21 protein-coding genes are annotated in these 20,605 nt (G+C 45.6%); 11 read left to right on the top strand and 10 right to left on the bottom strand.

Annotated features, from left to right (window positions below):
- Window positions 1-130 precede the first annotated feature (130 nt).
- From CCVT_RS03480 to CCVT_RS03455, 6 genes are all read left to right on the top strand, one after another.
- Window positions 131-2,305, top strand: a complete 2,175-nt coding sequence (locus CCVT_RS03480; RefSeq protein ID WP_018136721.1) for a TonB-dependent receptor — start codon at window positions 131-133, stop codon at window positions 2,303-2,305.
- Between the two features lie 29 nt (window positions 2,306-2,334).
- Complete coding sequence (locus CCVT_RS03475; protein WP_018136722.1) at window positions 2,335-3,360, top strand: ABC transporter substrate-binding protein; 1,026 nt, start codon at window positions 2,335-2,337, stop codon at window positions 3,358-3,360.
- Window positions 3,357-4,391, top strand: a complete 1,035-nt coding sequence (locus tag CCVT_RS03470) for an ABC transporter substrate-binding protein (RefSeq protein ID WP_018136723.1) — start codon at window positions 3,357-3,359, stop codon at window positions 4,389-4,391. Before CCVT_RS03475 ends, CCVT_RS03470 begins: the two co-directional genes overlap by 4 nt.
- Window positions 4,392-5,846 carry a subtype B tannase gene (locus CCVT_RS03465; RefSeq protein WP_018136724.1) on the top strand — a complete coding sequence of 485 codons (1,455 nt, stop codon included), beginning with the start codon at window positions 4,392-4,394 and terminating at the stop codon, window positions 5,844-5,846.
- 370 nt (window positions 5,847-6,216) lie between these two features.
- A complete protein-coding gene (locus CCVT_RS03460; RefSeq protein ID WP_018136725.1) occupies window positions 6,217-7,242 on the top strand; it encodes a FecCD family ABC transporter permease in 1,026 nt (341 codons plus the stop codon).
- Complete coding sequence (locus CCVT_RS03455; RefSeq protein WP_018136726.1) at window positions 7,242-8,015, top strand: ABC transporter ATP-binding protein; 774 nt, start codon at window positions 7,242-7,244, stop codon at window positions 8,013-8,015. Before CCVT_RS03460 ends, CCVT_RS03455 begins: the two co-directional genes overlap by 1 nt.
- A 235-nt stretch (window positions 8,016-8,250) precedes the next feature.
- Here CCVT_RS03455 and CCVT_RS03450 read toward each other — a convergent pair whose 3' ends face one another.
- The 4 genes from CCVT_RS03450 to CCVT_RS03435 all read right to left on the bottom strand — a co-directional run bounded on the left by CCVT_RS03450 (window position 8,251) and on the right by CCVT_RS03435 (window position 13,875).
- Window positions 8,251-9,684, bottom strand: coding sequence for an SPFH domain-containing protein (locus CCVT_RS03450; protein WP_018136727.1), 1,434 nt, complete (start codon window positions 9,682-9,684; stop codon window positions 8,251-8,253).
- Window positions 9,685-9,782: 98 nt separating this feature from the next.
- Entirely contained in the window at window positions 9,783-11,609 is a 1,827-nt protein-coding gene (gene recG, locus CCVT_RS03445; protein WP_018136728.1) for an ATP-dependent DNA helicase RecG, read from the bottom strand.
- The gene (locus CCVT_RS03440) at window positions 11,599-12,828 is read right to left on the bottom strand and encodes a M16 family metallopeptidase (RefSeq protein ID WP_018136729.1); all 1,230 of its coding nucleotides are present in this window, start codon (window positions 12,826-12,828) and stop codon (window positions 11,599-11,601) included. Before CCVT_RS03440 ends, recG begins: the two co-directional genes overlap by 11 nt.
- Window positions 12,829-13,875, bottom strand: coding sequence for a dehypoxanthine futalosine cyclase (locus tag CCVT_RS03435; RefSeq protein ID WP_018136730.1), 1,047 nt, complete (start codon window positions 13,873-13,875; stop codon window positions 12,829-12,831). It lies immediately after the preceding gene.
- A gap of 289 nt (window positions 13,876-14,164) precedes the next feature.
- On the opposite strand from CCVT_RS03435, the gene CCVT_RS03430 reads away from it, so the two are divergent.
- The gene (locus CCVT_RS03430; protein ID WP_009650203.1) at window positions 14,165-14,332 is read left to right on the top strand and encodes a hypothetical protein; all 168 of its coding nucleotides are present in this window, start codon (window positions 14,165-14,167) and stop codon (window positions 14,330-14,332) included.
- 19 nt (window positions 14,333-14,351) lie between these two features.
- Here the strand turns inward: CCVT_RS03430 and CCVT_RS10095 are convergent, their stop codons facing one another.
- The 4 genes from CCVT_RS10095 to CCVT_RS09895 are packed head-to-tail and all read right to left on the bottom strand — an operon-like array spanning window position 14,352 to window position 15,259.
- Window positions 14,352-14,444 carry a GNAT family N-acetyltransferase gene (locus CCVT_RS10095; RefSeq protein WP_265583010.1) on the bottom strand — a complete coding sequence of 31 codons (93 nt, stop codon included), beginning with the start codon at window positions 14,442-14,444 and terminating at the stop codon, window positions 14,352-14,354.
- Window positions 14,445-14,487: 43 nt separating this feature from the next.
- On the bottom strand, window positions 14,488-14,748 hold the full coding sequence (locus CCVT_RS10030) for a GNAT family N-acetyltransferase (RefSeq protein WP_018136731.1): 261 nt from the start codon (window positions 14,746-14,748) through the stop codon (window positions 14,488-14,490).
- 45 nt (window positions 14,749-14,793) lie between these two features.
- Entirely contained in the window at window positions 14,794-14,976 is a 183-nt protein-coding gene (locus tag CCVT_RS09900) for a hypothetical protein (RefSeq protein ID WP_227898147.1), read from the bottom strand.
- On the bottom strand, window positions 14,951-15,259 hold the full coding sequence (locus CCVT_RS09895) for a hypothetical protein (protein WP_227898146.1): 309 nt from the start codon (window positions 15,257-15,259) through the stop codon (window positions 14,951-14,953). Before CCVT_RS09895 ends, CCVT_RS09900 begins: the two co-directional genes overlap by 26 nt.
- 22 nt (window positions 15,260-15,281) lie before the next feature.
- On the opposite strand from CCVT_RS09895, the gene CCVT_RS03415 reads away from it, so the two are divergent.
- The 4 genes from CCVT_RS03415 to CCVT_RS03400 all read left to right on the top strand — a co-directional run bounded on the left by CCVT_RS03415 (window position 15,282) and on the right by CCVT_RS03400 (window position 19,154).
- Window positions 15,282-15,716 carry a copper resistance protein NlpE gene (locus CCVT_RS03415; RefSeq protein WP_018136732.1) on the top strand — a complete coding sequence of 145 codons (435 nt, stop codon included), beginning with the start codon at window positions 15,282-15,284 and terminating at the stop codon, window positions 15,714-15,716.
- A gap of 365 nt (window positions 15,717-16,081) precedes the next feature.
- Window positions 16,082-17,290 carry a copper resistance protein NlpE gene (locus CCVT_RS03410; RefSeq protein WP_018136733.1) on the top strand — a complete coding sequence of 403 codons (1,209 nt, stop codon included), beginning with the start codon at window positions 16,082-16,084 and terminating at the stop codon, window positions 17,288-17,290.
- Window positions 17,291-18,487, top strand: coding sequence for an MFS transporter (locus CCVT_RS03405; protein WP_018136734.1), 1,197 nt, complete (start codon window positions 17,291-17,293; stop codon window positions 18,485-18,487).
- Window positions 18,488-18,584: 97 nt separating this feature from the next.
- Window positions 18,585-19,154: a YceI family protein gene (locus tag CCVT_RS03400; RefSeq protein ID WP_018136735.1), complete on the top strand. Its 570-nt coding sequence runs from the start codon at window positions 18,585-18,587 to the stop codon at window positions 19,152-19,154.
- 5 nt (window positions 19,155-19,159) lie between these two features.
- On the opposite strand, the gene CCVT_RS03395 is transcribed toward CCVT_RS03400, so the two are convergent.
- Window positions 19,160-19,999: a CheR family methyltransferase gene (locus tag CCVT_RS03395; RefSeq protein ID WP_011992087.1), complete on the bottom strand. Its 840-nt coding sequence runs from the start codon at window positions 19,997-19,999 to the stop codon at window positions 19,160-19,162.
- Window positions 19,989-20,552, bottom strand: a complete 564-nt coding sequence (locus CCVT_RS03390; protein ID WP_018136736.1) for a CheB methylesterase domain-containing protein — start codon at window positions 20,550-20,552, stop codon at window positions 19,989-19,991. The genes CCVT_RS03395 and CCVT_RS03390 overlap by 11 nt, the downstream gene beginning before the upstream one ends.
- Window positions 20,553-20,605 lie beyond the last annotated feature (53 nt).

The following is a 20,605-nucleotide window of genomic DNA, read 5'->3' as shown; positions in this document are numbered from 1 at the left end:
CTTTTCCGCTGCCAGTCGTTAAATTTTGCTTTGTTTTATATTTATGAAAATTTAAGTGGCGTTTAATTATAATCCGCGAAAATATATAGATATATATTTTAAAAATTTAAAAATATAATTAAGGAAAAACATGCAAAATATCAAAATTTCAGCCGTTTTGGCTGCGTTTTTGGCCGTTGGCAGCAGCTGTGTGGCAGCTGAAAATGTCCGTCTCGAGACGATCGAGATAAAAAACAGTACCGGCGAGAGCATTTCTGACAGCGGCATCTCGGAGCATTTTTTACAAAAAGATGCGCTTTTTGGACCGCTCATGGACAAAAAGGTCAAAGACATCCCGCTTCAAATCAACACCGTCTCAAACGAGCTCGTGCAAAATTTACAAGCTACAGGGCTTGAAAATGTCTGGCGCGTGATACCAAGTGCTACTGTGGGATATATGGGCTCCGGCTCGGTCACCCGCCCTGCCACAAGAGGTATGCTTGGCGGTGTTATCGGCAACAACTACTGGGACGGCTTCATGGTTACTGCAACGACTGCCGTGCCGATGATGATATTTGACAAGCTTGAGGTGCAAAATGGACTTTCAGGTTCACTCTACGGCTCACAGCACCCAAGCGGTATCTTCAACTACACGCGCAAACGCCCGGTCGATAGCCAGACAATAGTTCGCGTGGATTGGAGCGAGAAGGCAAATTTTGGCACGATGCTTGATACATCAGATCGCTTTGAGAAGGTCGGCTACCGCGGCATATTTTACTTCAATGACGGCGAGGGCTTCGTAAAAGACAGCGTCAAACGAAGCAAACTCGCAAATTTAGCACTTGATTTTTATTTGACCGACGATCTCACGTTGGAGACAAATTTTACCTACTACAACTATATCAGATATGGCTACGGCGCGCGTTTGATGTCGCCTCAGACAAACGGACTGGCAAAATTTAACGTCCCGGGAGCCATTGCGAACGATAAAAAAGGCATAGCACAAACTTGGGCTGGCATGGATCTAGAGAGCTACAACGCCAGCGCAAAGTTAAAGTACAACATAAATAGTGACTGGTATGTGGAAGGCGGCTACCAGCACCATATATCTGACCGTTTGACGATAGAGCAAGATAATACAATTGCTGGTAAAAATGGTGAATTAGTTTCAAGTGTTGGCAAGCGCAACAATAAATCAAATAGATTTATATTGCAAAGCTGGTTTGTAAAGGCCATGGGTCATGAAACGACAGGAAGTATAGAACATGACCTAGGAATTTCTACTTATGGTTATATTTATGACTCAAAGACGCCTTTGAGTAGTGCAACTGCAGATACGTGGAACCAAAATATAAACAATATGCAGTCTAGACCAAAGCCTGCAAATTTTACTAACAATACCAGTTTGGCTCGTGCTTTGAAATTTAAAACATATAACTTCACATTAGCAGATGATGTAAAGATAAATGATAAATTTAGCTTTCTTGGTGCACTTACTTACACTTGGGTTACACAAGATAGCTTCACTAGTACAAATCCAAGAACAATGGTTGGTAGATATAAAGATAATGCTTTGACATATCTTGCAGGACTTACTTATAGACCTGTTGAAAATACAAGCATATACTTTTCATACTCAAATAGCATTCAAGTTGATAGCTTAGTTACTGCCGATAACAATACAAAAACTCTCGTCTATGCCCCACCTGCAAAAACAAAACAATATGAGTTAGGCATAAAGTCAAGTCTAAATGCTATCGATGTTTCGGCCGCACTTTTCCAAATAGAAAGACCGCTTTACTACAAAATCGGTAGCGGTACAAATCAACGCTACAATAAGCAAGGAAAACAAGTCAATAGAGGACTTGAAGCTACGGCAGGTGGAAAATTAGGCAAGTATGTAAGCGTATATGGTGGTTTTATGTTACTTGATCCAAAACTAAAAAATACAAAAAATGGCTATGCAGATAATAAAGTTGTCGTTGGCGCTCCTAAATTTCAAACAAACCTGCTATTTGACTTTGCCGTGCCAAATACGAACAAACTAAGCTTCATGACAAACCTCCACTACACAGGCAAACGCTATGTCGACGATAGAAACACTCAAAGCGTCGATGGCTATTTCACTACTGATGTAGGCGTAAGATATGCAACAAAAGCTTGGTTTGGTAAAGAAGCGACCTTGCGCTTTAATGTCAATAATCTCTTTGACAAAAAATACTATGTCAGCGTTATGGGCGGCAATGATGGAGACGGAGCTAGAGGTGCCGATTTATATATGGGCGATAGCAGGAATTTCATGGCATCGTTTGAGGTCAAATTTTAAAAGATCAAATTTATCTTAAGGAGATGGATATGAAGAAAATTTTACTAGTCTTGGCTCTTATCTTTGGGGCTTTAAACCTAAATGCGGCTGATTTTAAAACTCTGACCGACATGACCGGCAGCGAGGTCAAGATCCCTGTAAAGGTCGAGAAGATCGCCGCTCTTTGGCATGCAAACAACCAAATCATTTTGGTTTTAGGTGGCATGGATAAGGTCGTCACGACCACCGATCAGATAAGCAAAAACAAGTGGTTCGCGCGCATTTATCCGCGCCTTACAAAGCTTCCTGCCTCACTTAACGGCAACGATATCCAGATCGAAGAGCTAGTCAAGCTCGCTCCTGATGTCGTCATAGTCTCAAATAAAAATTTCCAAGCAAGCCTCGCAAAAGAGGGATTTAGCGTGGTGAATGCGCTGTTTAAAGACTACGAAGATATGAGAAAAAGCGTGCTTTTAACGGCTGATGTCATCGGCGGCAACGCCCCTGCACGCGCAAAGGAGCTAAACGACTATCTCGACAAAAACATCGCTCTTGTCAGCGCAAAAACGGACAAAATTCCAACCGATAAACGCCCAAAAGTCCTTCACATCGTAAATGGCTCGAATCTACTCAAAGTCGATGGCACAAAGAGCATGATCGACACGTGGATAAAATACGCCGGCGGAACGAACGCGATCCAAAAAGAGGGCAATATGTTTGAGATCACGGCTGAGGAGATACTAAACGCAAACCCTGACATCATCATCGTAGGCGGCGCGGACAATCAAAAATCTGTGGCTAAAATTTATGCCGATCCAGCATTTTCAGGGTTAAAAGCAGTCCAAAACAAAAAGGTCTTTGGCAATCCAAAAGGTGTATTCAGCTGGGATCGCTACGGCGCGGAGGCGGCTTTGCAGATCCTTTGGGCGGCAAAGACTATCCAGCCGGAGCTTTTTGCCGATGTCGATCTAAAGGCCGAAACGAAGGCGTTTTACAAAAAATTTATGAACTACGATCTTAGCGACACGGAGTTTGGATACATCCTAAACGGACTAAATCCTGACGGAAGCAAATGAAATTTAAAATTTTTTGCCTAAGGACTCTGGCGCTGTTTGCGGCGCTGGGGCTTTTCCTAAATGCGGGCGAATTTAAGAGCGTTAGCGACCTTGCGGGCAATGAAGTCAAAGTGCCCGCAAAGGTCGATAAGATCGCCGCTCTTTGGCCTGCGAACACTCAAATTTTACTCATCTTAAACGCAGCTGACAAGATAGTCGCGACCTCCGAGCACATCACGAAAAATGCGTGGTTTGCGCATGTTTTTCCACCGATCGCGGACGTGAAAACCAAATTTAGCGGCAACAACATAAATATCGAGGAGCTTTTCGCCGCAAACCCGGACGTCGTCATCGTCTCAAATCAAAATTTAAGAAACTCACTCGCCAAAGACGGCTTTAACGCCCTTTTCGCGGGATTTAGCGACTATGAGGGCATGCAAAAAAGCGTTCTGATGAGCGCGCAGATCATCGGCGGCGAGGCGGAGCAAAGAGCGCGCGAATTTAACGCATATCTGGTGCAAAATATCGATAAAGTCGCTACGAGAACGAAAGATCTAGCGCGCGAAAAACGCCCCAAAGTGCTTCACATCGTAAGCGGAGCGGATCTACTCAAAATCGACGGCACGAACAATATGATAAACACGTGGATCGAGCTTGCCGGCGGCACGAACGCGATCAAAAAAGAGGGTATAATGCTAGAAATCACCGCCGAGGAGGTGATCGCGGCAAACCCTGACATCATCATCGCGGGCAACTCAAAGGCGGACGAAGTGTTGGCTAAAATTTACGCCGAGCCGCGATTTTCAGGACTGAACGCGGTCAAAAACAAGCGAGTGTATGCAAACCCGAGCGGCTTTTTTAGCTGGGATAGATACGGCGCGGAGGCGGCATTGCAGATCCTCTGGGCGGCAAAGACTATCCAGCCTGAAATTTTTGCCGACATCGACGTGAGGGCCGAAACAAAGGCGTTTTACAAGAAATTTATGAACTACGAGCTTAGCGACGCGGAGTTTGAGTATATCTTAAAAGGGCTTAGTCCAAATGGAGAGTAAATGAAAAAAATAGTGCTGGCAGCGAGCGTGGCGGTATGTCTGCTGGGTGCAGGGCTAGAATTTGACGAGGGTAAATTTGAGACCAAAACGCTAGATATTGGCGGCAAGGCGGTCAAATTTAGAGCGTATGAAAACATCGTCTATGTCGCAAACCCCGTGGATACGCAGTATCAAACGATGAATTTTTACGTGCCGATAGAGTATTTTGATGGCGGCAAAATCGGTAAATTTGACGCGGCGAGCGCGCCGATATTTTTCCCAAATTCAGTCGGCGGATATATGCCAGGCAAGGCCTCTGCACCGGAGCTTAAAAACGGCAAGCCAAACGCCATTTTAGAAGCTCTCGCGCGCGGCTATGTCGTAGCAGCCCCGGGCGCTCGGGGCAGGACGCTCACAGACATGCAGGGAAATTTCACAGGCAAAGCCCCCGCGGCGATCGTCGATCTAAAAGCCGCCGTGCGCTATCTAAAATTTAACGACGCAAAGATGCCCGGCGATGCGAACAAGATCGTCTCAAACGGCACTAGCGCGGGCGGCGCACTCTCTGCACTGCTTGGTGTCTCGGCGGACGCAGCGGAGTTTGAGCCATATCTAAAAGCCCTTGGTGCAGCCCCTGCAAGCGATGAAATTTACGCCGTCTCCGCCTACTGCCCGATCACAAACCTTGACAACGCCGACGCTGCCTACGAGTGGATGTTTAACGGTGTCGATGAATACGAAAAAATGGACTTTTCAGGGCTTGATGCGGGCGGCTTTAACGAGCGAAGCGGCAAACGAAAAACGATAAACGGCACGCTCACGCAAGGGCAAAAAAGCCTCTCAAACGAGAGGAAAACGGCGTTTGTAAGCTACGTGAATTCGCTAAATTTAAAGGACGCCAAAGGGCGAGCCTTGAGCCTTGAACCTAGCGACGAGGGAAGCTTTAAAGAATACCTAAAAAAGGCGCTTTCAGCCTCATTCGTGGAGGCAAAAAGGATCAAGCAAATCAGCGTAGCTCCTAAATTTATCTTTCTTAAAGAGGACGGCTGCGAGCTGGAATACACTCTGGAATTTGACGACTACTTGCGCGAGATAAAGCGCGCTAAAACGCCGCTTGCCTTTGATGATCTAAATTTGGCAAATCCTGAAAACGATCTCTTTGGTGACGTAAAAACTGCTTCAAAGCACTTTACAGCCTTTGCCAAAGAGCGTGGCAAGGGCGAGATGGCGGACGCGCAGATCATAAAAATGATGAACGCGATGAACTATCTGGCAAACAAAAATGCGGCGAAATTTTATCGTATCAGGCACGGCTCGGCTGACCGAGACACCGCGCTAGCCGTGCCGCTCATACTTGCCTTGGGACTGCAAAATGCGGGCAAGAGCGTTGATTTTGCCGTGCCGTGGGGTCAAGGACATGGTGGTGACTATGACCTGGATGAGCTTTTTACGTGGATAGACGGGGTCGTTAAGTGATATTAAAAAGCGCGAAAATATGGCGGCTAAATTTTAAAATTTGCGCCTTATTTTGGGCGTTTTAAATTTTAAGATTTCGTTTTGATAAAATGTTGATTTAGCTTTACCTTGCTAGCGAGATTATCGTCGCCGCAACGAGACTTCGCTACTAGAGTATGGAGCAGCGGCTGACTACGGCGCGTCTGCTAGCGGTTGCGAAGCGTCTTAGAGAGCTACGAGCAACGCGAAGTATAAAATCGTGCTACTCGCTCCCGTATAAACGCTGTTTGCGTCCGTGCTAGGTCGCTCTTGGAGTGAGTAGGATTTGCAAGGCGCTTTTAGGACATCAGCACTTTATTAAAACGCAACCAATATAAAAGGAAAATTTCATATGACACAAAATTTGCAAAAAGCAAGCATGCCGTTTAAATTTACCCTCGTCTTACTCGTAGTATTGACGATACTGACAGCTCTTGGCGCACTTTGCATCGGGCGCTTTGGCGTCTCGCCCGAAGACGTGCTTCGCGTGATACTAAATTTACTGGGTCTTAACGAGCAAATGGCTCTAAATATCCACAACGTCGTCGCCAACATACGCTTACCGCGGATCTTAGCCGCCCTCCTAGTCGGTGCCGCACTTGGCATAAGCGGCACGGCATATCAAGGCGTGTTTAAAAACCAGCTCGTAAGCCCCGATCTGCTGGGCGTCTCGGCCGGAGCCTGCGTGGGTGCGGCAAGCGCGATAATATTTGACTTCTCGATCTTTGGCATACAGATAATGGCCTTCATCTGCGGCCTCATCGCCGTGGGCTTGACACTTAGCATACCGCGCTTGATGGGGCGAAACAGCACGCTGATGCTGGTGCTCTCAGGTGTCATCGTAAGTGGCCTCATGACCTCGATAATCGGCTTTTTAAAATATGTCGCAGACCCCGAGACGAAGCTGCCTGACATCGTGTATTGGCAGCTTGGCAGCCTAGCTAAGATTGATGTTTTAAATCTAAAATTCCTAACGCCCGTGATGATCGTTTGCATGATCGTGCTAGTGGCGATGAGCTGGCGCATAAATCTACTCTCCCTTGGCGATGCGAGCGCGGCGAGGCTGGGCGTGAACGTCCCGCTAGAGCGCGGCGTCATCATCGTCTGCGCTACGCTTCTAACGGCAAGTAGCGTCTGTATAAGCGGTATAGTCGCGTGGATAGGACTTTTGATGCCACATCTCGCCCGTATGCCAGTTGGTGCGAACAATACAAAAAGCCTGCCAGCGAGCATCTTTATGAGTGCGATATTTTTAGTCGTCGTAGACACCCTGGCAAGGACGATAAGTGTCAGCGAAGTGCCTCTTGGCGTGCTGACGGGCTTTATCGGCACATCGTTTTTCATCTGGGTGCTATTTAAAAACAAAAAGGTCGTTTGATGTTAGAGATAAAAAATATGAATTTTGCCTACGCAAACGGCGCCGGGCAGCTACATAACGTGAATTTGAGCCTAAAAAAGGGCGAAATTCTGACTATCTTGGGTAAAAACGGAGCCGGCAAATCAACGATGTTGGGGCTGATAAGCGGGGCTCTGAGGCCAAATTCCGGTGAAATTTTACTAAAAGGACAAAACGCCCTTAGCCTAAGCAACAAGCAAAGGGCGAAATTTATGGCTTACGTGGCGCAAAGTGAAATTTACGAATACGAATACACTGCGCTTGAATACATCACCTTCGCACGAGCGGCGCACCTAGGCATATTTGCAAGACCTAGCGAGGCTGATTACGATATCGCCAGAAAATACATCGCGATGCTTGGTATCGAGGCATTGACGGATAAATTTATCACCCAGATGAGCGGCGGGCAAAGGCAGATGTGCTCGATCGCCAGAGCCCTCACCGCAGAGCCCGAGATCATCATTTTTGACGAGCCGACCTCGGCACTTGACTTTGGTAACCAGTATAAATTTTTAAAAGTCGTAAAGCGCCTACTAGTAGAGGGATACACCGTCGTTTTGACCACGCATAATCCGGACTTTGCCATACTTCTTGGAGGCACGGTCGCGCTGGTAAAAGATGGCGGCGAGGTAGCTAGCGGAGCGGTGGATGAGATCGTAAAAAGCGAAAATTTAAGCAAGCTTTACGGACTAAATTTAAGCGTAGGATACGTTAATGACGTCGGTAGGAAGTGCTGCCTCACCTATCCGCTATAAACGTCATTTCAGCGCGCCGCATAAAGCTCGCCTTTTGAGTTAGTCGTCGTCTTTTTAGTATCGTATATTTTTGTACTCGTGCGAGAGGATTGGCTATTTGATGGTAACCAAACTACCGCGACACGACTGCCGTGGGGAAAGGGCGGAATTTTTACGTGGATTTTGAAAAGAAATTTTGATTTAGCCGGGCAAAGCGGGCGAGAGTCTTCAGCCTCGCCCTTATTTTAAAATTTCATTACGCTTTGCCGATATCATCACTCTTTTTTTCGCCAGAGATTTTATTTAGTACCTTTTTGCCGATCTCACTTTGATTTAGAGCTTCAAGCATCGCGGCGAGATTCGTACCGCCTTTGGAGCTTAAAATTTCGCCAAATTTTCCCATACCTTCGCCTACGCTGCCTTCGTTTGCGATGATCTTTAGATCGGCTGCGCTTAGGGCTTTTGCTTGTTCTAGTCCGATGTCGCGGTTTGCTTCGATCTGTTTTATCGAGATGAGATAGGTTTGATAGCCTTGATTTTCGCCGATCTCCTTTGCAAGCTCGATTTGCGCATTTACGGGAGCTAGCTCTTTTAGCCTTAGCGCTTCAGCCTCTGCAGTACCGATCTTTAGCGTGCCTTGAGCCTCTTTATCTTTCATTTCAAGCAACGCAGCAGCGGCTAAAAACTGCTTTTCTTTATCGCCTTGAGCGATGAGGATCTGGTTTTCCCTTGTCGCCTCGGCCTCTCTTATGACCGCATTTTTGCGAGCTTCAGCGTCGATCTCGATCTTGCGCTGCTCTTGCTCGGCCTTTACGATCTCGACTTGTTTTTTGATCTCGGCTTGTTTGACGTCATTTACGCGCACGACCTCCATCGCCTTTTCTTGCGTGATCTTTTGCTGATCTTTGATGAGCTGCTCGGCTTGCTCTTTTGAGATAGAGACCTCTCGCTCGTTTTCGACGGTTTTTAGACCGACCATTTTATTCGCCTCTTGTTGCTTGACTTCAGTGGCTTGTTTAGCCTCTATTTCAGCGATCTGAGCGAGCTTTTTATTATTTGCCACCTCGATGCGGCTCTCTTTTTCGATGAGGGATTTTTTCTTTTCCATTATGTTAAAGATGACCTTGCTGTCGCGGTTGTCGCGGATATCCATGAGCTCGATGTTTTTAACGGGCTCTATGCCCCAGTTTTCAAGCTGCGTTTTGACCGCCTTCGTAAAGTCATCGCCAAGCTCCGAGCGGATCTGCAAGATGTCTTCCAGCACGCGGCTTGAGAGGATCGAGCGGATCGAGCCTTGGATGATGTTTGTGAGCTGGTTGTTAAGATCGTCAAAGTTATTGACGCGCTGAGCGGCTAAATTTGAGTCGCTGATCCTAAAAAACGCCGTGATATCTACGACAAAGGGCAACCTACCCAGATCATACGCCTCGTAGTCTTCGATCTTTATACTAAAAACCGAGACCGGTAAAACGATCTTTGTAACGCCAAAAATCGGCATCCAGCTTGGAAATTCGTAATAGCTGTTGCCATTGCCCGTGTCTTTGCCATAGCTCATCGTCTTTCTGGCACTTTGCACGATATGCACCTCATTTGTCTCCACTACGCGCCTAAAAAACAAAGGCACCAAGATAAACAGTAAAACTAAAACAGCCACGACCGCCAATATAACGGCATCATTTACATAACCCATCGCTATTCCTTGAGTAAAATTTTAGTTATTATATTGATTTTATGTTTAAATTTGGCTCTTTTTAGCAAAATGCCGAGATTTCAGCACTAACGTAAATTTCACTTCCTACTTGCAAAGTCCAAAATTGCGTCCAGCCTGTCTTTTGCCGCCTGGGTGACATCCTCTTCGTATACGTAGTATTCAAAGGTCGCCCCGTGCTGTAGCGTGCCGTTTAGTATGTCGCCGCTTTGGCGGTTTTTTAGATCCAGCTGCGCTATCTCAAAGCCGTCCGTCGTCGAGCAAAATTCCACCAGTCTTTCGGGCGGATCTTTAAGCTTCGTAAATAAAAAACAAAAGCCGCTCCCACCGTTTCGCCCGACGCGACCGCGCAGCTGATGAAGTGTGGCAAGACCCAGTCGCTCGGCTCCTACGATCACGATCGTGCTAAGTCGCGGTAGCGAGATACCGACCTCGACGACAGTCGTTGAGAGCAAGATATCGCCTCGTTGCTTAAACCGGCGCAAAATTTCCTCTTTTTCTCTATCTTTTCCATGCGTGATGAAGACGTTTTTGAAATTTTGCAGCCAAAATCCCTGCGCCTCGCTCAGGCTTTGGTAGTTTAAATTTTCAGAGCCCTCGACCAGCGGATAGACAATGATCGTTTGACGGCCGCTTGATATCTGGGCTTTTATGTGCGTTAGAAGCGAGGCGAAGTCTGCGGGCTTTAAAATTTGCGTTTTTATGTGCTTTTCAAAGGGCATTTGCTTTAAAAAGCTAAATTCTACCAGCGAGGACTGGATGAGGCTTAGCGTGCGGGGTATCGGTGTGGCTGAAAACTGCACGAAATTTGCGTGCAAGTCGTCGTTTCGCGTCATCTGCTCGATCTTTCCGCGCTGACTCGAGCCAAAGCGGTGCTGCTCATCGACCATCACTAGCGGCACGGGCGGTAGCTCTTGATAAAGTAAAACGTGAGTGCCGATGATGAAATTTACGCCCGAAAAGTCTAAATTTTTATCTCCGCTTTTAACGAGCATCACGTTCATAAACCCAGGCAGCAGCCGCTTCGCCTCGTTATAAATCTGCTCGCACAAGATACTAGTAGGCGCCATCAACACCGCGCAGCCTGGATACACGCTAAGTGCGGCGGCTAGGATAACGAGTGTCTTGCCGCTACCCACATCGCCCATAACGACGCGCCTTTTAGCCTCGCCATGCGCTAGATCGGCGCGGATGTCGTTTATGGCGTTTAGCTGGTCGTTTGTCGGAGTAAAGGGTAAATTTTTAAGCCACTCGCCGATGTCAAAAGGCACGATCTTTTGGCTTTTAAAATGTATTTTTTTGCCGCTTAGCTTTTTGATGTAGTTGAAAATTTCTATGAATTTTAGGGTCTGTAACCCCTCGTTTTTGCTCTTTAGTTCGTTTAAAATTTCGACGCTTCGCTCGTTTGCGTTTTGAAGGCTCAAGATAAAATTCGCCTCTCTTTCATCAAGCCCTTCGTTCGTTAAAATTTCAAAATTTATATATTTTGCCACGAGGGTTTTTAGCCGCTCGTCTTTTATCGCGGTGCGGTATTTTGGCACTATTTCGCCGGGCTTAGTGATGATTCTTGGATTTATCACCTGCCACGCGCCAAAAGCGTGCGAGGCTACGCCTGTTATCATCATCTTTTTACCGACTTTAAACGCTCCAAAATGCCAGGGCTTTGCATTAAAAATGACGATCTTTATGCTGCTTTGCCACGCCTCGCAAAAGCTTATGGCTACTAGCATGCCACCGCGTGCGCGCGAGGTCGATCTTATCGTGACATCGATGCAGACTTGCCCCTCTTTAGGCTCGTTTGCCAGAGTCGTATCCTCAAAGCTTTTTGGCAGCGTTAAAGCCAGATCAAGCAGGCTGGTAACGCCGATCTTTGCTAGCTCGTCCCTGTCTTTTGGCTCAAATTTCATTTCTTAAAACGCAAAAGCTAAGCTTGTTTGTCTCCGCGTGAGAGGTGATGAAGTGATTTAGCTCATCAAGCTTTAGGGCTGAAATTTTATCAAGTTCGCTTAGAAACGAGCCAAGGGGCTTGCCGTCGTAAAATTCGTTTTGTGCGATGTCAAGGCGCTTAAATAGCGTCTCAAGGCGCAGTGGCAGCGATCCGCTCAAAAATTTCTTCGCTTGAGCAAGCTCGGTTTTACTCACGCCCTTTTGGCTGAATTTTAAAATTTCATCCTTGATGACTGCGATGGCTTCGTCTTTTTTGTCGTTTTTAGTCTGCATATAGCCAAAAATTTGCGTGTATGAAAGGTTGAAGATATTTCTCGCGTAGGCGCTATATGCGAGCCCTCTCTTGACGCGGATCTCCTCCATCAGCCTGGAGCCAAAGCCGCCCTCGCCCAGGATAAACGTAGCCACTATGGCCTTGTAGCGCTCCTGCTTTGGCACTTCATAAGGCGAGCCAAAATAGATATAAGCTTGCTCGCTTGGTCTTACGATCTCTTTTGCCTCGCACTTGCCGCTGGTAGCAAAATGGCTTAAATTTCGCTGTTTGCCAGTAGGCAAAACGCTCAAAATTTCGCCCACCGTAGCCGTCTGCGCCTCGCTCACATCGCCTCCAAAAACGACAAATAAATTTGCCAGATCAAGATGAGAAGCGACGAAATTTTTTGCGTCTTTAAGCGTTATGCTTTTTATGCTTTTTTCATTGCCCAGCCCTGCCTTACCAAGAGGCGTTTTAGGATATAAAATTTCCATCAGCCCGCGCCTTGCGACATAGTCGAAGTCATTTTCGTTGCTTGCTATCTCGCCAAGCGTGAGGGCTTTGTTTCTGGCTAGAATTTCATCCGTGAAATTTGGCTCGCTTAAAAGCTCTTTTAGCTTTGAAAGGGCGTAGCTAAAGTGCTCTTTCAGGCAGTTTATATCGATGCTTAGCGTCTCAAAGCCGGCACTCGCGCTTAAATTTATAGCTCTTGTCTCAAGCAGCCTTGCAAACTCGCTGGAGCCAAGACTGAGCGTGCCCTCGTTTAGCATATTTGCCGCCAGCTTGGCAAGGCCCGACTTCTCGCCGTCCTCGCAACTGCCGGCCACCTTGAAAACAAGCCTTAAAAGCACTACCGGCATCGCCTTTGAGCTTTCAAAAACGATCGGTATTTTTGCGCCCTTGACCTCTAAATTTAAAATTTTCATCTAAAACCTCTCTAAGATATCATAGTTTGTGTTTCGTTTTGCGGGAAATTCGCCCACATCCTTTATGAGCTCGATCATTTGAGCTTGATTCATCCTAAAGCTAGCCCCTGCGGCTTTGACAACGTTTTCTTCCATCATCGTCGAGCCCAGATCGTTTGCACCAAACAAAAGTGCCAGCTGTCCGACGTAGCTGCCCTGCGTGACCCAGCTGCTTTGGATATTTTTAAAATTATCCAAAAATAGCCTGGAGACCGCGAGCAGGCGTAGATATTGGTTCGAACTTTGTTTGATGATCTCAGGATGTTCGCTCGCTAGGCGGGTATTTAGCCCCTGAAAGCTCCAAAGTATGAATGCCCGAAAGCCGTTTGTAGCGTCTTGCAGGTCTCTGATGTGCTCCCAGTGCTCGACTATCTCGCGTGTGGTCTCGACCGTGCCAAACATCATTGTCGCAGTCGTCTTCATGCCTATCTCGTGCGCCTCGCGGTGGATGCGTAGCCAGTCTGCGGTGTCGCATTTCCTAGGGGCGATGATGTCGCGCACGCGGTCGCTTAAAATTTCAGCTCCGGCTCCGGGCATCGAGAAAAGGCCTTTTTTATTGAGTCGCTTTAGCACTTCTTTGGTCGAAATTTTTGAAATTTTAGCTATGTAGTCGATCTCGACAGCTGAAAATCCATGTATCGTGATCGTAGGATAGTGCGTAGAGATAAATTCCACCAGCTGCTCGTACCACTCGATCTTTAGCTTTGGATGAACGCCGCCTTGAAATAAAATCTGCGTCCCGCCGATAGCGATCAGCTCCTCGATCTTTTTGCCGATCTCTTCGTAGCTGAGCACATAGGCGTCCTCCTCTTTGGCGTGGCGATAAAAAGCGCAAAATTTACAATCCACCCAGCAAACGTTCGTGTAGTTTATGTTTCTATCGACGATAAATGTCGTTATCTTATCGGGATGAAGCTCGCGTTTTCTTGACAGCGCCATAGCTCCAAGCTCGTTTAGCTCGGCATTTTCTATCAGATCGACCGCCTCATCGACACTAAGTCTCTTCAAATTCAAAACCTTTATAATTTTTGGCGTAGTGTAGCAAATTTTAGCTTTTATTAGGCTCTATTTCTAACTAAGACGTCATAAATTTAAGCTTCGCAAATTTTGAACGACCCGGTGCGCTATCGCTTCCCTAAAAATCGGCGGCGATAAGCTCGCTAATACCCAAAGGTAACAATTTAAAACTTACCAAACAAAGCCCCTTATCACTTAAAACGCGCGAATTTAGGTATTGCAAAAATATTAAAAAATCGACAGTAGAATAAAAATCTTATTTTAATCAAAAGGAGAAAGCATGAAAAAGATCGCTATATTGGCGGTGATAGCTGCGTTTATGATAGGTTGCGCGCCTCGCCATCCTCATCACGAAGCAGGACACGGAGGCTGCGGCGGGGGCTGCATGCAAAAAGGCCCTGGCGGAGCTGGCGGACCGCAAGGACCTGCACCAAGACCTATGCACTGATCTTAGCCCGAGATACGGGCTAAATTTTAAGCATATCGACATGCGCTATGCCATCCTCCAAATACTCCTCGCTCATCTTTTCAAACCCGAACGAACTATAAAATTTTACCAAATAGCTCTGAGCGCTCAGAGCTATCTCATTTTCTTTTAGCTCATCAGTAATAAAAATTTATAGCCGCTTCAAGCATTTGGCGAGCTATCCTTTGGCCGCGATATCTCGCATCCACAGCGACACGACCTATCGATATTTGCGGGAAAGATACACCACGCTTTAGGATACGCAAAGTGCCGACTAGCCGCCCATCATCGCTTAAGACCATCAAAAAATAAGCGTCTTTGTCTTTCTCGTCGCACTCTTCGTAAGCGCATTTTTGCTCCACTACAAAAATTTTGATGCGAAGCCCTGATGATCTCATAAAATTCGCTTACGCTAAGGCTTGAAAAATGCTTAAATATAAATTTCATCTCTCTAAAATCGCCGTATCTTTTATCGTGCCTCTGACCTTGACTTTTACGCCCTCCTCCAGCTCGTCGCCGTCATAACGCCAAAGCGCGCCTTTATAATATATCATGCCGCCCCTAACGATACCAATATCGCTCTCATCCGAGCTATCTTCGCTAAATTTCTCTTTTTTTCCTACCAAATCTCTTTTTCAAAGGCTTTTTTAGAAAAAATAAAAGCACGAGCGAGACGAAAAGCACAAACAAAATTTGATGATACCAGTGCCCCAGAAGCCAGAAATTCGCCACTCCGATAATAAGAAAACCAAGCCCGAAAAAGAAAAGGAAAAACGAGAGCGACAAAAGCTCGGCCACGATAAGAAGCGCGCCGATAGCGAGCATCACATAAGGATCTATTATATTTTCTCCTTGAAATTTTAAAAATTTATCATCTATTGATTTATGTCGTATTATAATACATTTCATTTTAATCAAAGGAATTTACGATATGAAAAATTTTATCCTCGCTTTGAGCGCGTCCCTATTTTTGCTCGGTTGCGCTAGCTCCAGCCAAGACGCAAACGTCCCAAAAGGTAAATGCACGATAGACAACCTAAAAGGCTGCGAAGTCAGTAAAATGCCTGTCGCAGGGATATATAAAACCACGCTACCTTGCGCTAGCTGCTCCGGCATAGACGCCACTCTCACGTTAAACGCCGACGGAACTTTCACAAACAAAATGATCTATCAGTCAAAAGATAAATTTACAGATACTTCCAAGGGAAGATACATCGTCGTAGGCGACACCGTGACGACGACAGACGAATACAAAGAAAAAACGAGCTATAAATTTGACGGCAAAAACCTATATATGCTAAATGCGGACGGCACGATGGCGACAGGCGAATTTAAGGATAATTACACCTTCAAGCCGATCAACTGATCGTAAGCCTTGTTTGGCTCTATTAAAATTTGAAGATCCTGTTATACTTCCAAAGCGAAGCCAAACCTTGTGAAGCGACGCTATCGCCGCCGATTTTTACTTCGTGCTACGCACTCGTAACGAGACTTCGCTACGAGGACAGGGAAGCGGTAGCTGACCGCGTAAATCGTGCTATATGTTCGGCTACTCGCTCCCGCACAAACGCTGTTCGCGTCTGTGCTAGGTCGCTCCTGGAGTGAGCGAGGTTTTTGCTTCACTTCGTTTGCAACTGTAAAGCAGAAGCGAAGCGGGCATCAACACTCTGGTATAACAGAGCCAATTTTAAATTACTAAATGTTATAATCTCGCCACCCAAAGGAGATACGATGAAGCAAATTTTAGCGTCTATTCTTGCTTTGATCTTAGCGGGCTGTTCGCTGAACAAAGCTCCCGTTCAAGAAGCGGCGGTGCAAGATAAAAATATGACCCAAAAGCCAGCCGTGATCCAGCCCGAGAAAAAAGAGACGAAGATCGCCGTCTCAAACGCTATTTTCAGCACCTTTCACACCATACTGCCCTGCCCTGACTGCAAAGGTATAAAAACCATACTCACGCTAAACAAAGACAAAACCTACGTAAAATCGATGCTTTACATAGCAAAAGATCCGAAATTTAGCCAAGAGGTCGGCACATTTGAGATCAACGCAAATATAATCACCCTAAAAAGCGCCGATGGCAAAACACAGTTTTTCACACCACATAAAAGTTCCCTCATCCAGCTTGATGAGAACAAAAACAAACGCACAGGTGTTTTAGCCGACATATATAGCTTCGAGCCGGTAGATAAGGGCTATAAGGAGAGCTTTTTTAGGCAATTTTTTAAATTTAAAAACGAAAAGAGCTTCCAAAGTGTGATAATAACGCCGTTTAAAGACGGTGCCAGACTTGATGCGTATTCGTCTTTAAAAGATGGCGAGCCGCCTTGCTCGCTGGACGGGACATTAAGCTACAAAGACGGCATCTTTTACCTCAAAAACGAAAACGGACTGGCACTAAGCGTGCATAAAATTCACGATAATATTTTCATAAAAAACGAGGGTAAAAATATCTGCAAAAGAGGCTATATAGCCGGTAAATACAGCCAAAAAACGAGCCTAAAATGGCTATTTGGCAAGCACTTTTTAGGAGTTCTTACTGACGATATGAAAAGCTCTGATATCATTAAAATTTTTGGTTCGAAAAACATCAAGCGAGATGCAAATTTAAAAGACGAAAACAGCTATATCGTATTTGACAGCGCAAAAAACGGGCTTTTTAAATACACTCTGCTAAATGGCATCATAACGCAGATCGAGCTGCTGACGCCTAAATTTAAAACTCCGGAGGGCATAAGCATAGGCTCAAATTTTGGCGAGATAAAAAACGCACTCAAAATAGAAAATTTCACGAACCAAAACGGCAAAATTTCACTAAAGATACCTACTCACGACATCGTCATCAAGCTAAAAACGACTGAAAACATAGCGATAAAAGGCCTAAGCGACATCCCGGACGACACGAAAATAGATAAAATTTTACTCATCTGGAACCAATAGGTGAAAAGCTATCTCAAGCTTTTAAAAGACGAAAAGAATTTTCGTCTTTTAAGCCTCGTTCAGCTGATGTGCTATTTTGGCGTATGGTTCTCGCATACTGGTATCTTCACGTTGCTCATCGAGCTTGACGCGCCCGTTTGGGCGATCACAGCCAGCGCTGCCATGGCGTATCTTCCGGGCGTTGTGCTAGCGCCTTTTAGTGGCGTTTTAGTCGATAAATTTAACCCAAAACCCATGCTGGTAGCAATGGCGCTGATAGAAACTATCACCGTTTTCATGCTCGTTTTTATAGATTCACTCGATTTTCTTTGGCTGCTTTTGGTGCTGATTTTTATACGAAACGGCACGGGCGGCATGTATTTTCAGGTCGAAATGAGCCTGCTGCCCAAAATTTTGAGCAAGCAAAATTTAAAGCTCGCAAACGAGATACACTCCATCATTTGGGCTGTCTCATACACCGCAGGCATGGGGCTTGCAGGCATTTATATACATTTTTTCGGCATCAAAAGCGCCTTTATCCTTGACGGTCTGATCTACATTTGCAGCTTTTACTTTCTAGCGGCCCTAAAGATCGAACGCACAGCGCAAATTTTCGTCGAATCAAGCCTAAAAATGCTAAAAAACGGTCTCATTTATCTAAAACAAAACAAGCTGGTCGTTCATCTCATATTTTTACACGCATTTGTTGGCGTGACGGCATACGAGGCGCTAGTAGCGCTTTTGGCGGATTATAAATACGCGGGAATTTTATCCGTTTCGCTAGTGATAGGCTTCATAAACGCTATGAGAGCGGTCTCCTTGATGCTCGCACCGATGCTTTTAAGCAAATTCGTAAATAAAAATAACCTCGTATTCATCTACGTCGGACACGGTATCGGCATCATCATCTGGGCGCTCTCGCAGCAAAATTTCTACGTAGGGCTACTTGGCGTCACTGCGGCGGGCTTTTTCACATCAACGCTTTGGAGCTACACCTACACGCTATTGCAGCAAAACTGCGATAAAAATTTTTACGGGCGCGTCATCGCCTATAACGATATGATCTATCTTGGCGTGAGCGCCATAACGTCACTAGCTATCGGTTCGCTATTTAAATTTGGCGTAAATTTGGAGATGATAACCGCGCTTATGGGCGTGATGTTTTTCATCGGCGCGTTTTACTACTTTAAAATTTTAAACTCTTACGATATCAAGTAGTCCTAGCGCGGTTAAATCTTACGAAGCTCATAAGACGATCAAAAGCTATACATTTACGTTTTTTGATTATACTGGCGCAAAATTCTAAGGAGCAAATATGAAAAAAATCGTGAAATTTTCACTCGTTGCCGCTATTTTAGCGAGCTTTGCAAATGCCGCAGTCTATGAGGTAGACGCCGCTCATACGAATGTCGGCTTTAAGGTCAAACACCTAAGCATCTCAAAAGTAAATGGAAATTTCGGCAAATTTAGTGCTACCATCGACTACGACAAGAGCTCGAACACGCTAAAAACATTTGAGGCTAGCATCGACGCGACCTCGATAAATACGCAAAATGAGACACGTGACAACCACCTAAGAAGCGCAGACTTTTTTGACACAGCAAAATTTGAAAAGATTACTTACAAAATGATGAAATTTGAAAAAGAAAGTCCGACCGAGGGCAAGGTCGTGGGTACGCTCACGATGCACGGCATCACAAAGCCGGTGGTGCTGAAATTCGAGCTTGGCGGATTTAGCAAAGATCAAGATGGCAAGAAAAAGATCGGCTTTAGCCTGGAGGGACATACGAAAAGAAGCCTCTTTGAGATCGGGCTTGACACCTCCGATCTTACGATCTCCGACAAGGTCGAGCTAGAGATCGAAGTCGAGGCTAAAGAGAAATGATCTCTTTACGCGCGCTCGTAATAAGATGCTCCGTAAGAAAACTGCTTGACATAAAGCGGAGTATAAGGCACGAGATCAGCATGGCCGGTGTATAGCCTGCCTTGCTCTTTTAGTAGCTTATGCAAGCGCTCGACGCATTTTAGCCTAAAGCTATCGTCAAAATATATCATCATGTTGCGCGAGAGGATGATGTCGAATTTGCCAAGAGAAAATATCGCATCGTCAAAGACATTTAAAATTTTAAACTCACACCTTGGCAGCATCGACTTTTTGATCGCAAATTTATCCCCTTCTTTGGTGAAAAATCGCTCCTTTTGATACGCATCGAGTCGGTGCAGGCTGCGCTCGTTATATATGCCGTTTAGACAGCCTGTTATGGCCTCCGAGTTTATGTCGATGCCTACGATATTTAGAGAGCTTTGAGGCATGCCGATCTCGTGTGCGAGCATCGCCAGCGAGTAAGCCTCGTCGCCACTGGAACATGGCGCACATAAAATTCTAGCGCTTCCAAGGTCTTTAGCATAGCCGATCACGTCCTTTAGCTGCGGTAGCTCTCTATAAAAATAAGTCTCGTTCACCGTGACTAAATTTAAAATATCCTGCCTAAGCTCGCTGTTGTAGCGTATCATACTGACAATATCTTTAAAGGTTTTTATCTGTCTATCTTTGGCAAATATCCCCAGCCTTTGAAACGTGATATCTCGTTTTGGCTCGAGATCGACTCCGCAAAGCGTCTTTATGGTGTTCATAAAGTCGTTAAAGCCGTCCATATCGGTAGGCGCTTGTGCGCTCAGGATATCTTGCGCGTCTTTTTTGTCTGAATTTTCGTGTTTTTTAAAAAGCATTTAAAAAGTCCTCGAGCTCTTTTCTAGCGGCAAATAAATTTAGCGATTTTAAATTTGGATTTAACTCCTTGGCGCGTTTTGGCATACCATAAACTATCGCGCTGTCCTCGCTCTCGGCGATACATCTAGCGCCCGCTTTATAAAGGTTGTTTAGTCCGCTCGCACCGTCATCGCCTATACCAGTCAGCAGTATCGCCATCACGCTTGCGCTCTTGCATACGCTCACGCCGGAGTTAAAAAGCATATCGACATTTGGTGTGTATATGGTTTTAGTTTCGGTATTTGGTTTTGCGTTTAGCGGCACGCTATCGCCTATCATGAAATTTTGCTCGCAGATATATACCCTGTCTTTTAGGACCACCCTATCGCTTAAAATTTCAACATTTATCTCGCATTCTCTGCCTATTTGCGTCGCAAAAGACGGGATAAACATCTTATTCATATGCTGCGCAATGACTATGCTTGCGCCTTTTAGATCGATGTTTTTGAGGAGTTTTTTTATATGACCTGGTCCGCCTGTAGATGCGCCTATCAACACTAGCTTTTGAGCCACTATCCGCCTTTTTGCCCTTAAAAATTTAGATGGCATTATATCATAAAAAATCA

This window comes from Campylobacter curvus (genome assembly GCF_013372125.1).
GTDB lineage: Bacteria > Campylobacterota > Campylobacteria > Campylobacterales > Campylobacteraceae > Campylobacter_A > Campylobacter_A curvus.
Note: the sequence above shows the minus strand (reverse complement) of the source record. Positions and strands in the feature narration are given on the sequence as shown.

Bases quoted from the DNA above. Each gene is read 5' to 3' on its own strand.
- CCVT_RS03480 (WP_018136721.1), top strand. From the start codon at position 131: ATGCAAAATATCAAAATTTCAGCCGTTTTGGCTGCGTTTTTGGCCGTT.
- CCVT_RS03475 (WP_018136722.1), top strand. From the start codon at position 2,335: ATGAAGAAAATTTTACTAGTCTTGGCTCTTATCTTTGGGGCTTTAAAC.
- CCVT_RS03470 (WP_018136723.1), top strand. From the start codon at position 3,357: ATGAAATTTAAAATTTTTTGCCTAAGGACTCTGGCGCTGTTTGCGGCG.
- CCVT_RS03465 (WP_018136724.1), top strand. From the start codon at position 4,392: ATGAAAAAAATAGTGCTGGCAGCGAGCGTGGCGGTATGTCTGCTGGGT.
- CCVT_RS03460 (WP_018136725.1), top strand. From the start codon at position 6,217: ATGACACAAAATTTGCAAAAAGCAAGCATGCCGTTTAAATTTACCCTC.
- CCVT_RS03455 (WP_018136726.1), top strand. From the start codon at position 7,242: ATGTTAGAGATAAAAAATATGAATTTTGCCTACGCAAACGGCGCCGGG.
- CCVT_RS03450 (WP_018136727.1), bottom strand. From the start codon at position 9,684: ATGGGTTATGTAAATGATGCCGTTATATTGGCGGTCGTGGCTGTTTTA.
- recG (WP_018136728.1), bottom strand. From the start codon at position 11,609: ATGAAATTTGAGCCAAAAGACAGGGACGAGCTAGCAAAGATCGGCGTT.
- CCVT_RS03440 (WP_018136729.1), bottom strand. From the start codon at position 12,828: ATGAAAATTTTAAATTTAGAGGTCAAGGGCGCAAAAATACCGATCGTT.
- CCVT_RS03430 (WP_009650203.1), top strand. From the start codon at position 14,165: ATGAAAAAGATCGCTATATTGGCGGTGATAGCTGCGTTTATGATAGGT.
- CCVT_RS10030 (WP_018136731.1), bottom strand. From the start codon at position 14,748: ATGAGATCATCAGGGCTTCGCATCAAAATTTTTGTAGTGGAGCAAAAA.
- CCVT_RS09895 (WP_227898146.1), bottom strand. From the start codon at position 15,259: ATGAAATGTATTATAATACGACATAAATCAATAGATGATAAATTTTTA.
- CCVT_RS03415 (WP_018136732.1), top strand. From the start codon at position 15,282: ATGAAAAATTTTATCCTCGCTTTGAGCGCGTCCCTATTTTTGCTCGGT.
- CCVT_RS03410 (WP_018136733.1), top strand. From the start codon at position 16,082: ATGAAGCAAATTTTAGCGTCTATTCTTGCTTTGATCTTAGCGGGCTGT.
- CCVT_RS03400 (WP_018136735.1), top strand. From the start codon at position 18,585: ATGAAAAAAATCGTGAAATTTTCACTCGTTGCCGCTATTTTAGCGAGC.
- CCVT_RS03395 (WP_011992087.1), bottom strand. From the start codon at position 19,999: ATGCTTTTTAAAAAACACGAAAATTCAGACAAAAAAGACGCGCAAGAT.